Source organism: Paenibacillus sp. CFBP 13594, from assembly GCF_014842675.1.
Taxonomy (GTDB): Bacteria; Bacillota; Bacilli; order Paenibacillales; family Paenibacillaceae; genus Paenibacillus; species Paenibacillus amylolyticus_B.
Genome location: NZ_JACYVQ010000007.1, coordinates 333,971 through 355,961, shown reverse-complemented (window position 1 = coordinate 355,961; position 21,991 = coordinate 333,971). Strand labels below are relative to the sequence as shown.

23 protein-coding genes are annotated in these 21,991 nt (G+C 37.9%); all 23 read right to left on the bottom strand.

Features of this window, described 5'->3' with window-relative positions; translation table 11 throughout:
* Positions 1–184: 184 nt before the first annotated feature.
* The 23 genes from IFU39_RS23085 to IFU39_RS22975 all read right to left on the bottom strand — a co-directional run bounded on the left by IFU39_RS23085 (position 185) and on the right by IFU39_RS22975 (position 21,985).
* Positions 185–1,057, bottom strand: a complete 873-nt coding sequence (locus IFU39_RS23085) for a polysaccharide deacetylase family protein (protein ID WP_261313691.1) — start codon at positions 1,055–1,057, stop codon at positions 185–187.
* Between the two features lies 1 nt (position 1,058).
* Complete coding sequence (locus IFU39_RS23080; protein ID WP_192135059.1) at positions 1,059–2,207, bottom strand: GNAT family N-acetyltransferase; 1,149 nt, start codon at positions 2,205–2,207, stop codon at positions 1,059–1,061.
* 67 nt (positions 2,208–2,274) lie between these two features.
* The gene (locus IFU39_RS23075) at positions 2,275–2,493 is read right to left on the bottom strand and encodes an acyl carrier protein (protein WP_192135057.1); all 219 of its coding nucleotides are present in this window, start codon (positions 2,491–2,493) and stop codon (positions 2,275–2,277) included.
* The gene (locus IFU39_RS23070) at positions 2,486–4,165 is read right to left on the bottom strand and encodes an HAD-IIIC family phosphatase (RefSeq protein ID WP_192135054.1); all 1,680 of its coding nucleotides are present in this window, start codon (positions 4,163–4,165) and stop codon (positions 2,486–2,488) included. Before IFU39_RS23070 ends, IFU39_RS23075 begins: the two co-directional genes overlap by 8 nt.
* A gap of 30 nt (positions 4,166–4,195) precedes the next feature.
* Positions 4,196–5,038: a TylF/MycF/NovP-related O-methyltransferase gene (locus IFU39_RS23065; RefSeq protein WP_244661078.1), complete on the bottom strand. Its 843-nt coding sequence runs from the start codon at positions 5,036–5,038 to the stop codon at positions 4,196–4,198.
* A 48-nt stretch (positions 5,039–5,086) separates the two neighbouring features.
* Entirely contained in the window at positions 5,087–6,232 is a 1,146-nt protein-coding gene (locus IFU39_RS23060; protein ID WP_192135050.1) for a DegT/DnrJ/EryC1/StrS family aminotransferase, read from the bottom strand.
* A 7-nt stretch (positions 6,233–6,239) separates the two neighbouring features.
* Entirely contained in the window at positions 6,240–6,866 is a 627-nt protein-coding gene (locus tag IFU39_RS23055) for an acetyltransferase (RefSeq protein ID WP_342345679.1), read from the bottom strand.
* A gap of 67 nt (positions 6,867–6,933) precedes the next feature.
* Entirely contained in the window at positions 6,934–8,073 is a 1,140-nt protein-coding gene (gene neuC, locus IFU39_RS23050; protein ID WP_192135048.1) for a UDP-N-acetylglucosamine 2-epimerase, read from the bottom strand.
* On the bottom strand, positions 8,070–9,098 hold the full coding sequence (gene neuB / locus IFU39_RS23045; RefSeq protein WP_192135046.1) for an N-acetylneuraminate synthase: 1,029 nt from the start codon (positions 9,096–9,098) through the stop codon (positions 8,070–8,072). Before neuB ends, neuC begins: the two co-directional genes overlap by 4 nt.
* Positions 9,099–9,148: 50 nt before the next feature.
* The gene (locus IFU39_RS23040; RefSeq protein ID WP_192135044.1) at positions 9,149–9,850 is read right to left on the bottom strand and encodes an acylneuraminate cytidylyltransferase family protein; all 702 of its coding nucleotides are present in this window, start codon (positions 9,848–9,850) and stop codon (positions 9,149–9,151) included.
* Positions 9,847–10,866 (bottom strand): UDP-N-acetylglucosamine 4,6-dehydratase family protein, encoded by a 1,020-nt coding sequence (locus IFU39_RS23035; protein ID WP_192135042.1) that lies wholly within the window; start codon positions 10,864–10,866, stop codon positions 9,847–9,849. Before IFU39_RS23035 ends, IFU39_RS23040 begins: the two co-directional genes overlap by 4 nt.
* A 377-nt stretch (positions 10,867–11,243) precedes the next feature.
* Positions 11,244–11,582 (bottom strand): hypothetical protein, encoded by a 339-nt coding sequence (locus tag IFU39_RS23030; RefSeq protein ID WP_192135040.1) that lies wholly within the window; start codon positions 11,580–11,582, stop codon positions 11,244–11,246.
* Entirely contained in the window at positions 11,575–11,976 is a 402-nt protein-coding gene (gene fliS, locus IFU39_RS23025; RefSeq protein ID WP_397376320.1) for a flagellar export chaperone FliS, read from the bottom strand. The genes IFU39_RS23030 and fliS overlap by 8 nt, the downstream gene beginning before the upstream one ends.
* Before the next feature lie 6 nt (positions 11,977–11,982).
* On the bottom strand, positions 11,983–13,815 hold the full coding sequence (gene fliD, locus IFU39_RS23020) for a flagellar filament capping protein FliD (RefSeq protein WP_192135038.1): 1,833 nt from the start codon (positions 13,813–13,815) through the stop codon (positions 11,983–11,985).
* Positions 13,816–13,836: 21 nt separating this feature from the next.
* Positions 13,837–14,211, bottom strand: a complete 375-nt coding sequence (locus tag IFU39_RS23015; RefSeq protein ID WP_192135036.1) for a flagellar protein FlaG — start codon at positions 14,209–14,211, stop codon at positions 13,837–13,839.
* 86 nt (positions 14,212–14,297) lie between these two features.
* Positions 14,298–16,106 (bottom strand): 6-hydroxymethylpterin diphosphokinase MptE-like protein, encoded by a 1,809-nt coding sequence (locus IFU39_RS23010; protein WP_192135034.1) that lies wholly within the window; start codon positions 16,104–16,106, stop codon positions 14,298–14,300.
* A 102-nt stretch (positions 16,107–16,208) separates the two neighbouring features.
* Positions 16,209–17,465, bottom strand: coding sequence for a flagellin N-terminal helical domain-containing protein (locus IFU39_RS23005; RefSeq protein ID WP_192135031.1), 1,257 nt, complete (start codon positions 17,463–17,465; stop codon positions 16,209–16,211).
* A gap of 144 nt (positions 17,466–17,609) precedes the next feature.
* Positions 17,610–17,855 (bottom strand): carbon storage regulator CsrA, encoded by a 246-nt coding sequence (gene csrA / locus IFU39_RS23000; RefSeq protein WP_192135029.1) that lies wholly within the window; start codon positions 17,853–17,855, stop codon positions 17,610–17,612.
* Position 17,856: 1 nt separating this feature from the next.
* Positions 17,857–18,339, bottom strand: a complete 483-nt coding sequence (gene fliW, locus IFU39_RS22995) for a flagellar assembly protein FliW (RefSeq protein WP_197997878.1) — start codon at positions 18,337–18,339, stop codon at positions 17,857–17,859.
* A 52-nt stretch (positions 18,340–18,391) separates the two neighbouring features.
* Positions 18,392–18,961, bottom strand: a complete 570-nt coding sequence (locus IFU39_RS22990) for a DUF6470 family protein (RefSeq protein WP_192135027.1) — start codon at positions 18,959–18,961, stop codon at positions 18,392–18,394.
* A 15-nt stretch (positions 18,962–18,976) separates the two neighbouring features.
* The gene (gene flgL, locus IFU39_RS22985) at positions 18,977–19,897 is read right to left on the bottom strand and encodes a flagellar hook-associated protein FlgL (RefSeq protein WP_192135025.1); all 921 of its coding nucleotides are present in this window, start codon (positions 19,895–19,897) and stop codon (positions 18,977–18,979) included.
* Between the two features lie 24 nt (positions 19,898–19,921).
* Positions 19,922–21,460, bottom strand: coding sequence for a flagellar hook-associated protein FlgK (flgK, locus tag IFU39_RS22980; RefSeq protein ID WP_192135023.1), 1,539 nt, complete (start codon positions 21,458–21,460; stop codon positions 19,922–19,924).
* A gap of 21 nt (positions 21,461–21,481) precedes the next feature.
* Positions 21,482–21,985, bottom strand: a complete 504-nt coding sequence (locus IFU39_RS22975) for a flagellar protein FlgN (protein ID WP_076319201.1) — start codon at positions 21,983–21,985, stop codon at positions 21,482–21,484.
* Positions 21,986–21,991: the final 6 nt, after the last annotated feature.

The window sequence follows — 21,991 nt, the reverse complement described above, 5'->3', positions numbered from 1 at the left end:
TTGTGGATACCAGACGCCAAATACGGTCTTTATTTTACTCAAGATGAAGAAAACCTTACACCATAGTATATGAAGACTACTGACAAACAACATGATCGCGCCGTTATTCCAGCATGTATTATACTTCACATTACAATTCATGACTATAAAACATTAATTTATCGTTTTTTTCTCAATTGTAGAATTAAATTAATTGTTTAATTTGGTTACAATCAATACGATTCATCCAAAAATCCTGATTGTCAGAAATAAAACCCTTCTGTGTAGTAAATGCACCATTGATACCGTTACTAATCAAGATCGAAGTTAACTGATTTCTCATATCATGAAAGTTCTTACCTCCACCGAATGGAGGTGTATACCAACGAGGTTCTATACCGATTGAATATAGCCATTTTTTACATGTATCAATTTCTTCTCGATAAAACGTCTGCGGATCGAGATTATATGGTAAATGTCGATTGCCGTGTATTCCAATTTCCATACCGGCATTATGCATTTCTTTAATTTCTGCAGCATTTAAATAAAAATCCTTAATAAACTCTTCCTTACTAAGAAAGTGAATATTAAATATATCTTTAAGAAACATTCCGACCTCTGTCTCAGATAATTTGAAATTAAGCATATATTTGTTATATCTACGAAGAATATTTTTTTCATAGCTGTAAATCTGACTTTCTCCTTCTACTCCTCGGGTATCGAACTTATTATTTATTCTTTCCCACATTTCTTCATCCGATATGAATGACAGAACTGAGTGAACAAGATGCACAAGCGGAATATCTTGACTTATTGCAGGCCCTGACATAACTGTAAAATATGCAGAAATCCCCTTGCGTTTTAAAATATCAAATGCGAATGTATATTGATCTTTTGTCCCATCATCAAATGTTAGTACGCACCATGGTTTGGTATGCTTCCTTCTAATATCATTTACAGAAATAATGTTATGAGTTCTACTTATATAATCGATTTGATCCTCAAAATGTTTAGGAGATAAAGGTACTATACCATTCCAATGATCCGGCTCACGAACATAATGATACATAACGGCCACATTATTCAAGCTTAGCACCTCTTTCAGGTAAGGGCCATATATTAGGCCGATCCATATCGCCATCCGATTTAACTAAATAAGTATCATTAATATCTATGGAATTCTCCGTGTCATTGTTACATTTCCAAACAAGATTAATAGGATTCACAAGATTTCTAAATGGCTGAAATAGTCCGGCTATCCCACACTCAGTTGGAGTATAATCAGCATTTTGTAATCGAAATCCTACTTTTAATAGTATATGTTCCAGTCGATTTGAGCTAAGTTGGTAATCAGCAGCCACACACCCCTTACCCTCAGCCCAAATTAATACTCCCTTTATCAATTTAATTAATTTTTCGTCAATATATCCATTCCACACAGTATTTAAAGAAGGAATTATTTCAATAACTCTCAATACTTTCAAATCATCCAGTTTTGGATTTTCAGGGGCATATACACTTTCTAAACGAGTTACAATAAGACCTTCCTGTGTAGGATCTCCAAACATGATATAGCTATATCCCTCATTTTCCAAGTATCTCCATTTCCAAAATAAAGCATCACGTACCTGAGATAAAGAAAATTTTTTTGCAATACTATTTAAATATAGATTTTCAAGCTCCTTCAGATCATTAAACTCATTGGGTTCGACCATTTCGGATTGGGTCAGAAGATTCTCCTGAATCCATTCATAAATGACTGAATTGTCTATTTTTTTCGGCAGCAGACTGACATAACCTTCAAGTTTAAGAGGGTACACATATCTATTTAAATTCGGAGAGTAAGAGTAGCCCATTCTTTGATACATAGGCGCTACTTGTAGATTACAACCCAAAGTCAGCGTTAATAAGCTGTTTTTCTCTACTTCCTTTAGTAATAAAATTCCTATACCGCTATTTCTATATTTTTCATCTACAATCCACATCGCAAGCCCTGCTCCATTAACGTAGCGTTGATTAACTGCATATAAACTTGGAATAACACCGAGGAATCCAACGATCATTCCATTATTCACAAGGAGTAATGATGATGATTCTTCAGTATTTCGAATTTTATATTGCCAATTAAATAACTCCTGATTGTATATAACATGTTTTTCTGACCAGTTCACCTTAAGAAAAGAAACCAATTTTTCATACCACGCATCGTTATAATTTATAATTTCCATTCCAGTCACTTCTTCCTTAAATTATAATTAGTCCTAGTCAGAATGATAATAAACACTTGTTACATGCTTATATAACACCTAATATTGCTTTTAAAGAATTAATATTTGCAATTTCCTCCATCGGTATTGACACTGCAAATTCTGCTTCTAATTCCATTATTAAATTCAATTGGTTCAAGGAGTCCCATTTTTCAAAATCTTCTTTTTTAGAATCTATATTTATTTCAGAAATAGGAACCTCCAGTATTTTGGAAACAATTTCACGTACACGATTAAATTTATCCATCTATATTTACTCCTTCTATTAATGCTATATAATTTGGCATTTTCAATTCGGCAAGTAACAATTTTTGTTCTTCTTCATTAATCTCTAGCCAATTAGAAATAAAAATGTTAAACGGTTGATTTTTAGGCGTTTCTATATAGTTTGCTATTATGTTTGAAGTGTTGAAGTACTTACAAATGTATGCCAACATTGCCTCTTCTATGTTTTTCCCCATCACTCTACAGCTCATTACAAAATCCTGAAGTTCCACTTTATTATAGGGTTGTAGTTTAACAGAGATAAGGCCTGTAGAGCCAGAACTTCCAAATTTATCATTCACATCAAAAATAAAAACAAAATTCCCAGGTATCAGACTCCAAGTCCAGAACTCTTTCTCAGAATACCTATGAGTTGCCATATTAAATTGGTTCGTTTTGTTTAACAGCTGAACCGCTCTTTTGAGTGATGTTTCATCAAGCTTATGAACGGTTAAATTGATTTCTAAGGAATGCAACCATTCATTCAAAGAATCTACTTTTAATCTATTTAAATCTCTTTCTTTTTCTTGGCCGTACCACTCAGTCCTAATGAGATCCTCCTTGGTGACCACTTGAGATTCGAAACAATCTAAACGTTGGATAAACTCTGGATAACGAGTGAATTCTATCGGAAGTTCAGGTACTAGCACCTCAGGGAAAATTTGCTTTATTCGTTCACGTTCTGTGGGATTATCATCCAGGAAAACAACCGATTGTAAGCCTAAATTGAGTTCCTTCACTATTTCTAAAATGTTTCCCGCCTTATCTTCCCAATTTATTTTCAGAGCTGCAAAGTCCTCTTTCCTAAGTATCATTTCAGGATGTGTCTCTATCATTTCCATAGCAATTTCCTGACTATTTTTGCTGCATATAGCCAAGATAATTCCACGTCTTTTTAAAAATAGTAATTCTTTTTGAAATAGTTGGAAGCTTTCTCCAACAGGGTCTATCCCTCCCAACTTAATGTTTGATATACCGTCGTCTCCTATTATCCCTCCCCATAGAGTATTATCCAAGTCACATATAATGAGCTTTCTAGATTGTCCGTATAAACCAGAAATAATACTACGAATTTCTTTTCCAGCCAATTCAAAGTAATCTCTAGAATAGCGAATTTTTCCTAAAGCATACATTTTAGCATCATAACTCTTTTTTTGAAGTGAGGCATACCAATATTGGGTATCTAATATGATGATATGATCACTATCACCCAATCTTTCTGCTAAACGTAAGTTCATTTGCATTAGTATATTGCTTAACCCTCTATTATGTTTACAAGTAAGTGTTTGGATCCATCTTAAATCCGGTAGAATGGACCAAGAGGAAATAAATATATGCTTATATTTGTTTTTCTGCTTCAAAACGAGCTCGCAAAAAAAATCTACCTCTTTTAAAATATCATTTATATTAAACTCACTTCTAAAATCAATTAATTTATTAAAAGAAGGAATTGCTTTTTCAGGAACGGTCCATAAAAATAACATGTTTGCAGGTTTATTCCAAACAGAATGAGATGTGTCCATGAGGGATTGGTAAACTTGATCATAGGGTCCTTCTGTCACTTCTAAAGACAAACCTTGGAAACTTCCTGATAAAAACCGAATAAGTGGATTTACGTTCGTATCAGAAAGTATAATCATATTCTGTTTATTCATGACTTTTCTCCCCTCCATCGAGCCTATGAATTATTTTACTATAACAGCACTACCACACAGGTCACTTATTGGTACGAATCTCGCCCCATTTTCTAGACAAAACTCTCTAACAGCTTGTTTAGCTCCAAAAAAACGAGTGCTGTTATAATCGTGTACAAATATATATCCACCCACTTCTAAACGTGGATAAAAATATTTTAACCCTTCTAGGATAGGCATGTATAAATCAACATCTATACTTACAAACACAAATTTTTCTTCAATACCAATTGCGGATTCAGGAAAGTATCCTTTCTTAAAGATACAATTCTCTTTTACTGTCATTTTTTTTAATATGATTTCAATGTCAGAGTTTATAAATTCACCAGTCTGGGAATTAGAAAACCCTTTAGTTTTTTCAACAACTATATCTCTCTCATCAAAACCACTAAATGTATCAAACAAAAAAAGCTTACGATCAGGAAAAGTTTTATTAATATATTTAGCAAACTCCCCTTGAAAAACACCAAGCTCCGCTACGTTTCCAGAAATGTTATTATAATAAATTTCATCCGCTACCTGCCGTAAAACGGCTAATCTTGAATCAAATATTTGATTATTATAATAATCTATGATCTTACTTGCTTTAACTCCCAAATCCATGGTCAGCTGTTCATAGATAGCATCACCATGAATATTAGCAATTATAATAAAATCATAGTCAATTTCCGATAATTTTTCCGGACTTAATACCGGTTTTCCTAGCAGAGTCTCTCCTTGTTTATTAGAGTCGTTATCCACAAAAGCTATAACTTCAAAATCCCCAATTAAGGAGTAGCTGACACGTAGGCCCCCATCTCCCGCTCCGAATAAAACAACTTTTTTCATCTCCATCAATGCCCCTCACTTCAAGTAAACTTTTTTTGTGCGTTTCAAAAGTTATTAAATTATTATCTCTTTTAATTGATCTATAACAAAGTGTTGATTTTCCTCTCCCATATTGGTATCTGAGGGCAGACAAATCCCATAGTTAAATAACATTTTACTCACATCTTCATTATCGTAATGACAATAATAATCGGTACCCTCAAAAATCGGCTGCAAATGAAGCGGCTTCCATACAGGACGGGACTCAATATTGTTTTTTTCCAAATGATTAATAAGTGACTCGATAATATCATTTTTTTTATGGTTACGGACTATAGCTGTTGTTAACCAACGAGTTGAGCTTCCATAACTAGCTTCTGGCATAAAATTAAAAGTACCAATATCAGAGAGTTCTCTAAAGTATCGGTCAAAAATTGCTCTTTTCTGTTCAATTCGCTCGTTTAGCACTTGAAGCTGCCCACGTCCAATACCTGCGAGCACATTGCTCAACCGATAATTGTAACCAATCAGACTGTGTTGATAATGCTTTGCTATGTCCCTTGCTTGAGTAGCATAAAATCTTGCTTTATTCAAGCTCTGAACATCATCTGAAACAAGCATGCCACCACCTGAGGTGGTTATGATTTTATTACCATTAAACGAGTACACACCAAACTTACCAATGGTTCCGCTCATTTGCCCCTTATATGTAGCACCAAGAGATTCCGCAGCATCTTCAATAATGGGTACTTCGTACTCATCGCATATTCTTTTCAGTGAATCATAGTCTGCGCTCTGCCCATACAAGTTCACTATAATGACCGCTTTAGGTTTCTGACCTTTGTATGCATAAGCCTTCATGGCACGCTCCAGAGCAAGTGGAGACATATTCCAGCTATCAGGTTCAGAATCAATAAATACAGGTTTTGCTTTTTGGTATAAGATTGGATTGGCACTAGCGATAAAGGTCAAAGAAGAACAAAAAACAATGTCTCCTGCTTGTACATCAAGTAGAACTAAAGCCAGGTGGATAGCAGCCGTTCCGGAACTTAAAGCAACGGCTCCTGCACTACCAACATAATCAGCCAGTTCCTGTTCAAAAGCATCTACGTTGGGTCCGAGCGGTGCAACCCAGTTACTCGTAAATGCTTCATTGATATATCGTTGTTCCAACCCGCTCATATGGGGAGAGGCCAAATAAATACGATTACGCTCTGACATGTGCTTTTCATCCCTTGCTTTTGAAATATTTATTGATTTTCGCTGGGCACCCTACAGCCAATACTTGCTCAGGAAGACTTTGAATAACAGCAGCTCCTGCACCCACAATAGTCCCTCTACCAACCTTAACTTGTGGAACTATACTCGCACCAACCCCAACATGAGCAGAATAACCGATCTCCACACCACCAGCCAGATGAACACCAGGTGACAAGTGGACGAAATCACCTATAAGACAATCGTGATCAACCGTAGCAGCCGTATTCACAATAACATGTCTACCTATGTGAGCATCAGCATTAATTACTGTATTAGCCATAATAACGGCTCCATCGCCTATGACAACATTAGATCCTATAATCGCAGTTGAGTGTATCGCTTTTCCAAATTGAACATTGCTCTGTTCAAAAATGTTAGCTAGTTTGACTCTTGTAGCATTATGCCCAATTGCTATGATATAGAGGCTTTGTGGATACTTAAGGTTAATCTTTTCTAGCCGGTCTAATCCACCGAGCAACGGGATTCCCCTCCAATCAGTCCCTCTCATATGATCATCCATAACTCCAATGATTTTTTCACCACATGAATGTAGGTTATCCAACACTACCTTTCCGTGACCACCCGCACCAAAGATAATATAGCCCAGAAAAAGACCTCCTTATTCATGCTAAAATACAAATACCACGGAGTGCCATTCACAATTAATACGTAATTGTTTTCTGAATCAGTTGTTCAGACCAACTAATATTCTTGAGAATATTGACGATGAGACTGCTTGTATTCTCTTTAGCATATACATTTTTTGTTTCAGAGATATCCTTCTGAAAGTCTGGTGATATTGCTTTTTCCAGTGCCATTTGAAGCTCAATATCGTCCTCTTGAATGTCAATCACGTTAGAAGAACGTTCTCTGTGCCCTTGTCGAACACCAATGTTAATAACTGGTTTATTAAATGAGGCGGCTTCAATGATTCCTGAGGATGAGTTCCCTACTAAAATCTCTGCATGCTTCAGCATCACCAGATAATCCAACGGCTCAAAATTGGTTATAAGATGCACACCAAGATTTCCAACAAACTGATTATAAATATCAACTAGTGCATCTGATCCTGCATCTGAGTTGGGCATAATACATATAATCTCGTATCCCTGGTTCAACAACACCTGCAGCATCCTAGCCAACATCTGCAAATTTGTTGATTGGGTAGTGACAGGATGATATGCAAATAAAACATATTTACTTTTTAGGTGAATATTGTATTTATTTGCGGTTTGCTCATAGTTAGGAAGTACAGTATTCATTATCGTTTCGATTCTGGGGGCGCCTACGACTTGAATTCTCCATGGATCCTCACCGAGTCTAATTAATCTTTCTTCACTCTTTTCGGTAGCGACCAGATGTATATGTGCCAATTTACTGATCGCGTGGCGAACGGATTCATCAATAGTGCCTGTCACTTCCCCCCCGTGCAGGTGGACGAGGGGAATATTAGTATGAGAAGCCACGATAGCTGCTGCAAGCATTTCTCCCCGATCTCCCAGCACTACAACCACATCTGGCTGAATGGTTTCCAACGCTTGAGTCATTCCGATAATAGCCAATCCTATAGAACGAGACATGTTGGCATGTGAGGAGCCTTGCAGCAGACAATCCACCTGTGCTGAGATTTGAAATCCATCTTGTCTTATCTGTTCCACGGTATTACCAAACTGTGGAGACAAATGCATGCCCGTTACTAAAAGATGCAGATCAAGGGTTTCTTCTGCATTAATCGCTTTTAAAACAGGATAATAAATGCCATAGTCGGCTCGAGTTCCGGTAACCACTACAATTTTTTTCATCGAAAATCTTCCCATGATAATAATTGATCTTCAACAATATCCCTGGTGAGTTTCTTACCAATAAATTCAGTATAAAATTTAGGTTCAATTCCTGTTCCAGGACGCTTAATATGAATATCTTTTTCTTGAAGTGTATCACCCGCTTGTAATGATCGGCCTGCAACAAGACTTTTCCTTGCAACTGCCTTAGTGTTTTCTTCAGATGGCATACAACGCTTAATTCCATTACCCAGTACCTTTTCCACTCTTCGAATGGCCTCGATCATAGTAGAGAACTCTGATGGTTCCAAAGATGCTAGGTGATCCGGGCCAGGAAGGCTACGATCCAATGTAAAGTGCTTTTCTATAATCTTTGCACCCATTGCTACAGCAGCAACAGCCACTTCAATACCATCTGTATGGTCGGAGTAACCAATGATTCTGCCAAATTCATCCGCCATTGCTTTCATTGCAAGTAGGTTAACGTCCTCTAAAGGAGCAGGGTAATCTGATGTACAATGGAGCAAAGAAACATTACTTTTTGTAAAAATTTTTATTGATTCCCTTATCTCATTCATATCAGACATACCAGTAGAAAGTATAATTGGTCGGCCATACTGATTAAGTTGCTGGAGAAAGGGAGTATTATTTAAATCGCCAGAGCTGACTTTAAAAGCATCCACTTCAATAGAATCTAAAAATTGAGCACTTTCCTCATCAAAAGGGGTTGAAAGAAAATCAATTCCTTTCTTGTCACAGTAATTTTTGATATCTATAAATTCGGAATGACTTAACTCCAATTTTTGTAGCATCTCCAATTGGCTGCCTGAAATCCCTGTGTTTTCAGCTTGGTATTCTGCCTTTTGAGCATGCCTAGTTACTAGTTTTTTGCTGTCAAACGTTTGGAACTTAACTGCGTCTGCCCCACATATCGCAGCTTGATCCACACACTGAAGCGCACGTTCCAAAGTTCCGTTGTGATTCACCCCTACTTCTGCAATAATATACACCGAACCAGCGTTAATTTTTGATAAATATTTGCCCATTCATGTATACTTCCTCTCTATCAAATTGATACATCGTTATATGAATTATATTACACTCGATTTTGCATAAGAAATTCTGCCCACTTTAAATCCATTTCATCATCAATATCTACAGATCGTTCTTTTGGCATGACATAGCCGATATTCTTTGGACCTATCATCAAGTTTTCAATCATCAGCAGATCTCTTTTAATTATATATATTGCTCCATTTAACATGTAAAGGTCAGGCAACTCCTGCCTTCTAAGGTTTTCGACTTGATCTTTCAAATAAGGTTGAATTATTCCCTGATTCCATTCCCTTAAAAGATAGGGATGGGTATCGGCTAACGTAACACTTTGTAATGAATCCGCCTTTTGGGTTATAAATAAATTATAGGCCTCACGGATATCGTAATCATTTCGTAACGGAGAGGTAGGCTGAAGCAACATAATATATTGGAAATGAAGATTCAGTTTAAGCTCATAAAAATGAACTGCATGTTGTAAAACATCAATACTCGCTGCTTGGTCAGTAGCCAGCTCTTCCGGACGAAGAAAAGGAACATCAGCCCCAGCCAACTTCGCTATGCTCGCTATTTCATTGTTATCTGTGGATACAACTACTCCATCCATACATCTGCTTTTAAGAGCAGCTTCAATGGTATATTTGATTAACGGATTTCCGCCAAGAATTCTTATATTTTTTCGAAGCAATCCTTTCGATCCCCCCCGTGCAGGGATCACTGCCAGACATTTAGCTGTTTTATTCATAGCACAACTTTTGAGAAACCTAGACCACTAGCTTCAATAAGTTCTCTAATTTCTGCTGTATAAATTTGTTTGGCTGTTTTGGAAGAATATTCTTGATGCTCTGCTTTTCTAAAACCTTCATAGTGATATTCGTTCGCCAGGAATAGAGACGGAATAATAAACATTTGTTCATTCTCTAAAGCTCTTTCCGATTCTTCCAGGGTCATAAGCTCTTCATATAATTTTTCTCCAGGTCGAATACCCGTTTCAATCATCTCACCGGAATAACTTAGAGTTCCCGCTTGTTCATATGAATCAATCAGACACTTTGCCAGATCCGTAATTTTAAGGATTGGCATTTTGAGTACAAATACCTCACCGCCTTGAGAATATTTTGCAGCATCGATGACCAATTGAGCAGCTTGTGGAATGGACATCATAAACCGCGTCATTTCCGCGTGCGTAACCGTTAGAGGTCTACCCTCAACAATCTGATTCCTGAACAAAGGAATCACCGACCCTCTCGAACCCATTACATTTCCAAAACGAACACATGCAAATATGGTTCGTTTGCTACCCTTGTAGAAACTCGCAGCCGAGATCAGTTTTTCAGACAATAGTTTGGTCGCACCCATTGTACTTGTCGGGTTTACAACTTTATCTGTACTTATAGCAATGACCTTCTCAACATTGTGCTCAATAGCTGTTTCGATTATATTTTGTACACCTATAACATTCGTTTTGATGGCTTCCATCGGATTATACTCACAAGAAGGAACATGTTTTAAGGCAGCTGCATGAAAAATAAGATCAACATCTTCCATCGCATACCCAAGCCTTTGTTTATCCCTAATATCACCAATTAAATATCTTATATTATCAAATTCTTTAAGCTCCTGTTGTAAGTCAAATTGCTTACTTTCATCTCTACTGAAAATCCGTATTGCTTTTGGACGATAGGTCAATAAACTCCGCACAATTTCGCTACCTATTGATCCAGTTCCCCCAGTAATTAATATTATTTTGTTATTAAACATACTATTAACCTCCAGTCCAATTCACATTCTATTCATCAATCTGTTTTTATGAATTTTGGTACTCATATATATTCCCACCACTTTTTAAGAATTCCTTTACTACAATTTTGAAGAAGTTCAATTATTAAATACTAAATATTAAATTTATAGATAAATCAACCTTTTAATATCTCCTAGGCTGATTCTCATATATTAAAGTGTTGTGAATATTCTAGTCTACACACAAACTTTTTTTCACAACAAGGGGCCCGACTTCGTATTATCAGATTAAATACTTTACTATCATATATCGGTTTAAAACAATCTTCTATGAATCCTTAGAGCAAAAAAACCCACTCAGTGTATAACTGAGTGGGTTTCTTTTAATAACATTTCTATCATTTTCTACGGTCCATAAGTATGCTACCCGGAGAGAGATTAGATTCATACGCACTACGTTGAGTTGCAGCTTGCCTACGATTGTACAACCATTCCTGAGCTTCAAGACGCAGTGAGTCCATTCTCCGCAGTATAACCGGATCCAATCCCAGTATTCTTTTAATCCTGTCTTTTTGATCGTCAGTGGAAACTTCTTTATTTTGCAATTCGAAATTAATCAAATCCACAATGGATTGTCTCTTTGTAATAAATTCTTCAAATTCCTCATAAGAACATGTCTTAATACTATCCATAAAGGAATTAGTTAACTCTTCTAATTGTTCGATATAATTATCCATTAGCAGTTTCCGTTTGACCTAATGCTATTTTATTAGCTTGGACCCAGGTCTCACGCAATTCAACTAGATAACTTAAAGCTTCTTCTATCTTTTGATCATCTTTACGCACATTAGCTTCGATAAGGAGATAGTTAGTATATTCATAAAGAGAATACAAATTCTTTGATATCTCATAATCAAAATTAAGCGTACCCATCAATTCACTGACAATAGATTGGGCCTTACCAAGATTTGTACTTGTCTTCTCATGATCATGTTGCTGTAGGCCTTGAAGCGCAGTTTTGATAAACCTTATTGCTCCATCATACAGCATAACAACAAGTTGGGCTGGAGTTGAAGTTTGGACTGCTGATTGCTTGTATTTATTGTAAGGAGAATTAATCAATTCGCTCACCTCTAACTATGAATTCAAGCCCAGACTTGATAACAAACTGGAAGACTGGGAATTTAATTTGCTCATGGCCTGTTCCATTGCAGTAAATTGTTTGTAGTATCTGTTTTCAGCAATAGTAAGATTTTTCAGCATTGTATCCATACGACTATCATATGATTTCAGTTCACGCCCCATAACACTTTCAGGTTTATAAGCTCCTGTGATTGAGCCGGAAAAACGGTCAGTACCCGCCCGGTCAGAAATCATGTTGATTGAATTACCAACTTTCTCAGCTAGCTTATCAAAAATTCCCGTAGAAGGAGAACTTGCCGACCCTTGAAATAAATCCAATATTTTTTGAGGATTATCAGAGATAGCACTCTTCAATTTAGACTCATCCAGTATAAGTTTACCTTCATCATAGTACTTACCTGTAGTTATCCCCATAGCACTAAGATCACTTAAATTTGCGGTGATAATCATCCGCATCTGCGAAACCGTGGATGTCAATATATCATCATTTTTCAATAAACCACTTTGTGATTTTTCTGTCCAGGCTTTAATATCCGCCTCTTTCATTTCCTTCTTTTGCTCATCTGTAAGTGGTGAAAAACTACGATATTTGGCTTCACTCGTTTTGGTATTCAATGTACTGAGTAAAGAATTATAATCTTCAATAAATCCCTTAATAGTTTCCAGAACATTATCGGGATTTCTTTGAGTTGTGATATTAACGGTCTCCCCAGGGGGGGTTGTTGAAAGTAAATTGAATGTAATTCCATTTAAAATAAAGTTGTTACTATCTTTCTCAACATCTACTCCGTTAATATTTAATTTTGCATTTTCACCAGATTTGAAATTTTGCTCTCCTTTAAATAAAGCCAGCAAGGTATTATCTCCTGTATCGGTTCCAAGTTTAATTGGATCTCCACTTTTGGAAGTGAAGACCAACCTACCAGTCTCCTTATCAAAACTTGCTGTTGTATTCGCACCTGCACGAGCTGACACCTCTGCTATAACATCATCAATAGAAGCAGAACCAGCGAAGCTAAAAGTTTCATTGTTAATCTTGAGAGAAAAAGGTTCAGCGGCCCCAGTAAGTGCAGACAACTTGGTACTTCCTAAAAAACCTGAACCTGTGCCGTTGGTCTCGATAACTGTTTTATCAGGTGTACCACCAAATAAATTAATAACAGAATTTGTACCAGTGTTCCCTCCGATATCTACCTTACCAGCAGGGCCACTTGTCTTAGAACGAATGATCAGCTGGCCTGTTAATTCGTCATAACTTGCATTGACATTCGCCTTGGTATTTGAGTTGATTGTAGAAATCATACTTGAAATTGATGTAAGACCATTGAACAATGGCTTACCACTATCATCTTTGAAACTTACACCATTGATGACTAGATCGAAGCCTTTATCAAGATAATCCTTACGGTCAGTTTCACTCATCCCCGCCAAATTAACACCATCAACTTCTGCAAGAGTAGAAGTACCTTTGTAAACCTTATCCGTACCTGTAGTTTGAACGGTAGCACTTGTTGCAAGTTTTGATATTTGAACTTTCATATCAATTCCATTAGCATCAGCAGTGGCATCTGCTTTAAGTGCATCCTTATTCCCCGTAATAATAGCTTTATTAGCATTTAATGCTGAATCTTTACCATACTTGTCCGTAAGTTTATTAAAACGGAAATCATAGAGCTTGCTATTTATCTCCCGATAGCTGTCACGCTTCCATTCTACCAATTGTTTATTTTGGGTAATTTTATCGTATGAAGCACGTTTTGCAGTCATCATACTTTTCACAAGACTATCTATATCCATACCTGAAAAACCATTAATACGAGTTACCATAATTACTTTGCCCCCTTAGATTCAGATTTTCTCATCAATAAGAATTCCAGCAATTTCCATCATTTTAGCTACTAAGTCTAGCGTTTTTTCAGGTGGGATCTCACGAATCAACTCTCCAGTTTCTCTGTTCAATACTTTCACCATAATATCATGCGTCTTTTCGTGAACACTAATTTCCAACGAAGTTTGTGGCCCTTCTAAAGACTTAATTGCCCGTTCTATTGTTTTAACAAGTTGTTCATTCACTACAGAATTCTGAACCACTGAGGTCTTCAATTCTTTAGGGTTAGAGACCAAAGGACTCGATTGTGCAGTCAACGAATGCTGATCGTTGTATTCAGAGTTATGCTGTCTGCTTATAGTAGTATTTGCCGTTAATGATAATTCTATATTCATGAATGCCCGCCTCCACAATAATTAATGTTATTATGTTTATCGGTATATTCTCAAAGTTACATTAGGTAATTTTTGTATACTCCCGTTTATTCAATCTCCAATTGGTTTTCTAACACTGTTATAATTTCCGAGAGAACAAGTAGGCTTGTTTTCACAAATTCGATTTGAATTTCCCTGTTCTTGCTTAAATTATCTGCTGATAAAAATTGCTCTATCTCAAACAATCTCCAAACACTAGTAATCAAAACGGCTTGTAAATTATGACGTAAGAGCCAGTTACTCATTAGCTCTCCAAAGAGAACATCGGTCTTTTCTAATATTTTTAACGACTTCAAAAGTTGAGATTGAGAACGTTGTTTGTGAATGACTAGTTGTTGGAGATTTCTAAGTTGTTTTTTTAATTTCATTTCTTTTTCTTTGAAATTTCCCAATTCTCCCTTTAGGCTATTTTTAATTTGGTTAATATCTACAGAATAATTATTAATTTTCTTTAACTCCTGAGAAACGTTCAATAAGTAAGAACTAGGGCCACAATATTGGTCATACACTTCTTTCAAACTCATCTGCGATGTATGATTGATCAAAGCCCCACCTTCTGTTGCATTAATAACATTTAGCTGTTTTTTATATATTTCTGCTTCGAACCAATTACGGAATGCATTCCATGTGTCAGTTGTCGCGACTTCGCCGCCACTATATCCTTTCGTATACACTCTCTTGGCCACATTATCAGCATTTATAGGTTTCTGATCATAGATAGTATTACTGGCATGAGTTTCCGCTAGAGTGTTACCATATGCAAGATCTTGTCCAACAAGAACAATAGGTGAAGCTCCTAAATGTTCAGCAAATCCAAAAGCAATATGAGCACAAGATAAACCAATGCTTATTGAATTATTTTGTGTTAGATTTAATATTTCTTTAAGCCAGTTATACTCTCCAACGTTTTCACGAATTGGAATAATAACTTCTCCTTGGAATTCTTCGAATATTTCCGGATAAACTAACAGGGGTGCCACTAATGTAACCTCAGATGGATACGACTTATCTTTATAAAAATAGGAATAGGTTAATTCTCCTCTTTCAATTGAGCAAATAAAATCTGGCACAATCCCTTCCTGACACAGCCTCTCAGCAATCGTATCCACTGCAATAATAACGGCTTTACCTTTAGTTTTTTTCAATTCTTTTATATTTTTATTAAGTGATGGGCCAGCTGCTACAACAATAGCAGGCAAGTCTTTAAACAAATCTCTTAATTGAGAAACATCCTTCGAACGTGCGACACTTTTAATGTTCAGCATATTCTGTCTGAACCCTATTAAACTATCGTCTACAGAGTTTCCATACAATGTTGTTTTATATTGAGCTACTTCTTTAATTTGTTTAACAACAGAAATACAAGAATCAACATCAAAATCCCGGTAATACGTGGTGAAATAGAATTTAATATTTTTAACGTAAAAAATCAGGTTAGTAGAGAACAAATGTTCCAAAAACATAGGCATATTGCTCAAATCATCAGCAAAAAGAATCACGTTCGAAGATCGGATAAAAGAAAGCTCTTCTTCATTCAGAACGTGATTAAAAAATGAGAAACTCGGTTCTATAATGATCAGAAAAGACTCTTTGCTCATACTTTGAATTAATTGCTTAAGTTCTGAAACTGAGTATAGACCTATGGCAAAAATGAGTTCTTTCTTCAACACATTAGGTAAAACAGTAGCATCATAGCTATTCTTCAAATATATGATTTGATTATTTACTTTAATTAAATCCCCCTTATCCGGATCCTTCTCATAGAGGCTAAACGAAATATCTTCGTTTTTGGGCTCACCAATCCAATGCAAAGTATTCATAGACAAAATATTAATATTCTCATCAATTAATTTCACTACATTTTCTCCTTAAATACATATTTAAAAAACTCATTGTAAATCAAACTATAAAAATAAAGCCCCACAGAAAGTGGGGCACATGTATTAAGCTTAAACAAATTATCTGAGCAGTTGAAGCACGCCTTGCGGTTGTTGGTTAGCTTGAGCCAACATAGCTTGGGAAGCCTGTGCCAGAATATTGTTTTTGGTTTGTTGCATCATTTCTTTAGCCATGTCAACGTCACGGATACGGGATTCAGCTGCTGTCAGGTTCTCAGAAGCAGTTCCCAAGTTGTTGATTGTATGCTCCAGACGGTTTTGAACAGCACCCAGTTTAGAACGTTCACTGGATACTTTTTGAGTAGCTACATCAATAACTTTGATTGCTACAGTCGCTTGGGATTGAGTGGAAATTTGCAGTCCTTTCACGCCCAGAGCGGAAGATCCCATATCTTCAATAGACAAGTTCATTGTTTGGCCTGTATTTGCACCAATTTGGAATGTTGCAGTTCCATCCGTACGGACATTAGCTGCAGCCGTTGTTTCGTTAAACGAGGACAATGCGTTAGTAGCAGATGTACGAATATTACCGCTAGAGTCTTTTACAGAAATTGTCAAACCATTGATTGCTCCTGTTGCTCCGTTATTAGCTGCGGTAACTAGAACATTGCCAGTAGAAACAGTGAGCGCCAAGTTAGTATCCGCACCACCACTTGATGTGTTAGCCAGACCAGTCAAAGCAGTTGTAGAAGTTACAGTGATTGTGTTAGTTACTGTAGTTCCATCTTTTACATAAGAAACAGTAATTTGGTCACCTTTGGTGATTCCAAGATTATTACCATTTTTATCTGTAGCACTAACCAAAGTTGTTGTCCCAGCAGTAAGTGCCGCACCAGTACTATTTTTCAAAGCATTGTTAGTATTAACATTCGCAACAGCAGTGTTAACAGCTTTACCCATAGAACCGTCAAGAAGGTTCTTGGTATTGAATTGCGTAGTAGATTGAATACGATCAATCTCTTCATTCAATTGGTTCATTTCATCTTGCAGGTTTTTACGGTCGCCAGCAGTATTCGTATCATTACCGGATTGAACTGCGAGTTCACGCATACGTTGCAGGATGGAGTGAGTTTCGTTTAATGCACCCTCAGCAGTTTGGATCAAAGAGATACCATCTTGCGAGTTACGGGATGCTTGATCCAAACCACGGATTTGACCGCGCATTTTTTCGGAAATTGCCAGACCTGCAGCATCGTCACCAGCACGGTTGATGCGAAGACCGGAAGACAGTTTCTCGATATTTTTGTTAGTGTTAGCAGTGTTTGCAGACAGTTGACGGTGAGTGTTCAACGCCGCGATATTGTGGTTAATAATCATTTGATATTTCCTCCCTGAAAATAAGTTAGTTCCACATCCTTGTGGTAAACGCCGCGACATTAAGGTCGGCCGCCCTGCCGAAGCAGCGTCTAAATAATATATCGACAGAAGAGGAGCAACTGTTTATAGCAAATTGGAATTTTTTTATTCTTTTTTAGTACTATCATTCCGCAAGCGTTCCATAAATGCTTCAACATTGGCTGCTATAGGTGTTGCAGACTCACGGTTTGCTTCCTGGATCGATGCATATATCTCCTGTCGAAATATATCAATATGCTTGGGTGCAGTGATACCTATTCGAACCGTATCACCTTCTACAGCAAGTACAGTCACCTCAATATGATCCTGAATGACGATGGACTCTCCCTTTTTTCGTGATAGTACCAGCATGTCAAACGCCACCTTTCTCTGATTTCGCTTCATCTTCTGCCCAGATAAGATGACGTGTATCGTAGCTGGTTTGATGGAGTATAACCTGCTTACCCATACGATTTTCGGGATTAAGGACAACAGGTGCAAGAAGGTTCATGGTAGATTTATTCGTTTGTGAATGAATCGTAACCATGGAGTACACCGATACTTGGTCAATGATTCCCATCTCTTCCTTGTCTATCTCGCTCAGCTCAAAACTATAATCGGACACAAACGTAAATGGACTTACCAACAAGAACGATAAATTTGGCTCTCGTACAGACTGTAAATAAATAAACGGCGTTTCCTCCCATGGGATTAACGCAAACTCTGTCTCTTCTTCAAATCCAGGCAAACCTTTGGGAAACTTATAAACGTCTTCCCCACTAATCTCTAATTCTCCCCACGTACTTGTATGAATAATAATAACGAACGCCTCCTTGGCGAATAATAAATTATACAAAAAGAGCCATAGAGGGCTGCATCCGAGACCGTCTATAGCTCTACATTATAACTCACAACCCCACATCTATGGCAGGTGGGGTGTATTGAACTGATGCATATTGTTTCACATAGATATCCAACTTACCTCGTTGATACTCAATTTCTGGTTTATTCACAATAACATTCATTTCGGAGACAGCTGGTTCATAGCTAATGTCTGGCGGTCTCGTATCAATTTGAATATCTACGTTATCAAATGAAGCAGGAGTCCTTGTTTCTGGAAAAGTCTTTGGTTGCCAGTCCATACCAATAATATTAGCTATCGTATTGCTCGGTTTATGAATAGCAGCCAACTGATTTCCCTGTTGAACGCGTTCAGCCATGTTTTGCAAAAACTGTTGTTCAATGCCTGAGTAAATCCGGGCATTCATGTCAATCATATTGCCACCATTGTAGGCAGAGAATGCCTTGCTCTGATCTACATGAAGAGTGATTGGATGACTCTCCACTGTAAGCTTGGCAGGTCTGGTGTTTAGCTGAACTTCTGCCTTAGGCTGACGAATAGAGTACTGACCAGGACTAGTCTCCATATTTAGGATAGAAGGTGTAGTTCTAATCTGAACTACAGGAAGAGACCTCATGATTTAGATCCCCCTTTATCTAAGGAAATCCACCAAAGATGGAGAGATAATTTTTGCACCTGCAGACAAAGAAGCATTGTAGATATTTTCCTGAATTTTAGATTGAATGGATAACTCTGCATAATCTGCATCTTCCACCTTAGATTGAAGATCAGTTAAGTTAATGCCTAGATCATCCAATCTTCCCATCATCAGATCAACACGATTTGTCTTCGCACCAATCTCAGAGCGAATTGCCAGCATTTTGTCCATCCGACTGTCAATGTTGTCAAGTTGATTTGAAAGTTCCTTTTGGTCACCATCCGACAAGGCTTTCATAATTGTATTCATAATAACAAATAAATTGTCATCTTCTGTACCTGTACCAAACACTTCATTACCATCCACGTTAATTGGTAATTGTACACTCTCACCAACAATAAAATTAACCTTACCTTTATCCGTTACAACAGAAGCAGCATTGGTTGTGTCGAAAGAGCCATCTGGATTAGAAGGGAAATCATAAGGCTTAATATCATAGGTCTCGCCATTAAAAATATATTTTCCGTTCAGTTTACTGTTGGATATATCCACAAGCTGTTCCTTAAGTTGTTGTACTTCTTCATTGATACTATCCAATGCCGATTGAGGATTTGTTCCCGTCGAAGCTTGCACCGTTAACTCACGAAGACGTTGCATTACGTTTCCAGCCTGGTTCAAAACAGTGTCATTGAATTCCAGCCAAGAAACTGCACTGTCCACGTTTTTCTGATACTGCTCATTGGAGGATAACTCTGCACGATAACGAAGGGAGTACGTTATTCCTACCGGATCATCTGAAGGTTTGTTAATCTTCCGACCTGTAGCTAATTGGGTCTGGGTGTTATTCATCTGTTGTGCGTTCCGGTTTAGGTTCAATAGTAGCTGTGAACTGAGCATATTATTTGTTATTCTCATGGTCTGTTATGTCACTCCCTTCTATTATCTGCCTACTGTCCCAGTAGAGTTAATTAATTTATCAAGTAATTCATCATAAGTGGTCATAAATCGTGCGGATGCGTTATACGCATGTTGAAACTTGATCATATTGGACATCTCTTCATCCAATGATACTCCGCTAACCGATTGGCGACGTGTCTCCACCTGCTCCACCAAAAATTCCGAGTTGGATGTCTGACGTGCGGCTTCCTGAGACTGCACCCCTAACTGTCCAACAATGGCGCTAAACTGTGCGCCAATAGCTGCATTACGCATGCCGTCGGCAGACTTCATTGGTGTATCTTTCAGATTGGCGAGCAAGATGGCAAGTGTATTATTACCTTTGATTACAGTCTCTGTGCCGGACGCATCTGTAGTACGCAAAGAAGTAGCAATTTTATTCGGATCAGCTAAAATTTCTGCATTCAATGAGATATTTCCAGCTGTAATTGCTGTTCCACCATCCGTTGCTGTGAAGAAAGGTAGACCTGGGGTGGTTGTACCATCCATCGTATACCCCAGCTGATGCAGACCATTGAGTCCCTTTACGGTTACCTTCGTGTCTGTTGCTAACGCCCCCCCTGCAAGTCCTAAGGCATTCGTAGCAGGGATAACCGATCCTGCTGGAAGTGTGATTTCAATATCACCATTTGCAAGCGTGTTAGCAAGTTCATCCATCTGCTTCTTATAATCACTTACCAAAGTGTCTCTCGACTTAATCATGCCATAAACCTCACCATTAGTGAGTGTTCCCGCTGTATATGCTGTATTCAGAAAAGCAGGATCGACCGCCACTTGTACAGCCCCGCCTGTAACGAGTGCCTGTCCATTCATCTGGATCTGGTATCCTTGTTGAGAATCCGTAACAGTAATATTCATGATTTTGGACAGCTTATCGGTCATCAGATCACGTTGGTCACGTAAATCGTTGGCATTGTCGCCAAGAGACTCGACTTTTACAATGGCACTATTGAGGTTTGCAATGTTACCAAGGTAGCCCTGAATCTCATTACTTTTCACAGCAATATTGCTATTCAGATCTTCGCTAAGCGCACCCAATTGGCGGCTAATCTGATTCATCGCATCCGTAAGAGCCAGTGTTGTTTCCTTGACAATACGACGTGCTGTAACATCCTCAGGATTCTTACTCAGGTCTGACCATGATTTGTAGAAGTTATCCATAACGGTCCGAAATCCGGTGTTCGATGGTTCATTCACAATAGCTTCAAGTTTCTCAAGCGTGTCTCTTTGAATGGACCAACTCCCAAAGTTGGTGTTTTCATTACGATATTGGTCATCCAGAAATTTCTCACGCACACGGGTAATGGAGTCGAACTCTACCCCTGTACCGAGCTGTCCTGGTGTTGTGCTATGCAGAAATGCGAACGGCTCCATTGGAATGGATGCCTGCATGTTTACCTTTTGGCGTGAGTACCCTTCGGTGTTGGCATTGGCTACGTTGTGGCCTGTTGTGCTAAGAGCTGTCGTCTGTGTGAACAAACTGCGTTTAGCCGTTTCGATTGAATGAAATGTTGATGTCACTCTGGTTTCCCCCTAATTTAATCAGGCACGCGTGTCAAACAGACCGATTCGCCCTGGATTACCGTTCTTATCAGCAGGATGCTGATATGTGGCATCCTGTTCTGGCCGAGAAGCAAAGATATCCATTGAAAGATCAATAAACATCAACGATTGCTCGATCAGCTTTTGATTCAGTTGATTGATTTCCTTTAATTCCTGCAGTGTTCCCGCCAGCTTCTTCTGGACTTCAAGCAATCGCAGTTTGTCAGCCGGATCAAAAATCAGCTTCGAGATCTCGGTGATATTCAGGTTCAGCATGGACTTGATGCCCCGCTCCTGAAGCAATTCGTGAACTGCGCTCTGCCGTTCAATCTCCAATGGCTCTTGTTGTTTCATGAAACGGGATTCTTTGTTCAGAACGGCAATGAGTTCATCCACATCGTTTTTGACAATGACCTGTCTCTTGACCTCGCTGAGTGCCAGCATATCGCGGTGACTTTGTTCCATTTGCTGCAAAACTGCAATTAATCTGTCCAGTGCTGCCATTACGTG

Bases quoted from the DNA above. Each gene is read 5' to 3' on its own strand.
- IFU39_RS23080 (WP_192135059.1), bottom strand. From the start codon at position 2,207: ATGGAAATTATAAATTATAACGATGCGTGGTATGAAAAATTGGTTTCT.
- IFU39_RS23075 (WP_192135057.1), bottom strand. From the start codon at position 2,493: ATGGATAAATTTAATCGTGTACGTGAAATTGTTTCCAAAATACTGGAG.
- IFU39_RS23070 (WP_192135054.1), bottom strand. From the start codon at position 4,165: ATGAATAAACAGAATATGATTATACTTTCTGATACGAACGTAAATCCA.
- IFU39_RS23065 (WP_244661078.1), bottom strand. From the start codon at position 5,038: ATGGAGATGAAAAAAGTTGTTTTATTCGGAGCGGGAGATGGGGGCCTA.
- IFU39_RS23060 (WP_192135050.1), bottom strand. From the start codon at position 6,232: ATGTCAGAGCGTAATCGTATTTATTTGGCCTCTCCCCATATGAGCGGG.
- neuC (WP_192135048.1), bottom strand. From the start codon at position 8,073: ATGAAAAAAATTGTAGTGGTTACCGGAACTCGAGCCGACTATGGCATT.
- neuB (WP_192135046.1), bottom strand. From the start codon at position 9,098: ATGGGCAAATATTTATCAAAAATTAACGCTGGTTCGGTGTATATTATT.
- IFU39_RS23040 (WP_192135044.1), bottom strand. From the start codon at position 9,850: ATGAATAAAACAGCTAAATGTCTGGCAGTGATCCCTGCACGGGGGGGA.
- IFU39_RS23035 (WP_192135042.1), bottom strand. From the start codon at position 10,866: ATGTTTAATAACAAAATAATATTAATTACTGGGGGAACTGGATCAATA.
- IFU39_RS23030 (WP_192135040.1), bottom strand. From the start codon at position 11,582: ATGGATAATTATATCGAACAATTAGAAGAGTTAACTAATTCCTTTATG.
- fliD (WP_192135038.1), bottom strand. From the start codon at position 13,815: ATGGTAACTCGTATTAATGGTTTTTCAGGTATGGATATAGATAGTCTT.
- IFU39_RS23015 (WP_192135036.1), bottom strand. From the start codon at position 14,211: ATGAATATAGAATTATCATTAACGGCAAATACTACTATAAGCAGACAG.
- IFU39_RS23005 (WP_192135031.1), bottom strand. From the start codon at position 17,465: ATGATTATTAACCACAATATCGCGGCGTTGAACACTCACCGTCAACTG.
- csrA (WP_192135029.1), bottom strand. From the start codon at position 17,855: ATGCTGGTACTATCACGAAAAAAGGGAGAGTCCATCGTCATTCAGGAT.
- IFU39_RS22990 (WP_192135027.1), bottom strand. From the start codon at position 18,961: ATGAGGTCTCTTCCTGTAGTTCAGATTAGAACTACACCTTCTATCCTA.
- flgL (WP_192135025.1), bottom strand. From the start codon at position 19,897: ATGAGAATAACAAATAATATGCTCAGTTCACAGCTACTATTGAACCTA.
- IFU39_RS22975 (WP_076319201.1), bottom strand. From the start codon at position 21,985: ATGGCAGCACTGGACAGATTAATTGCAGTTTTGCAGCAAATGGAACAA.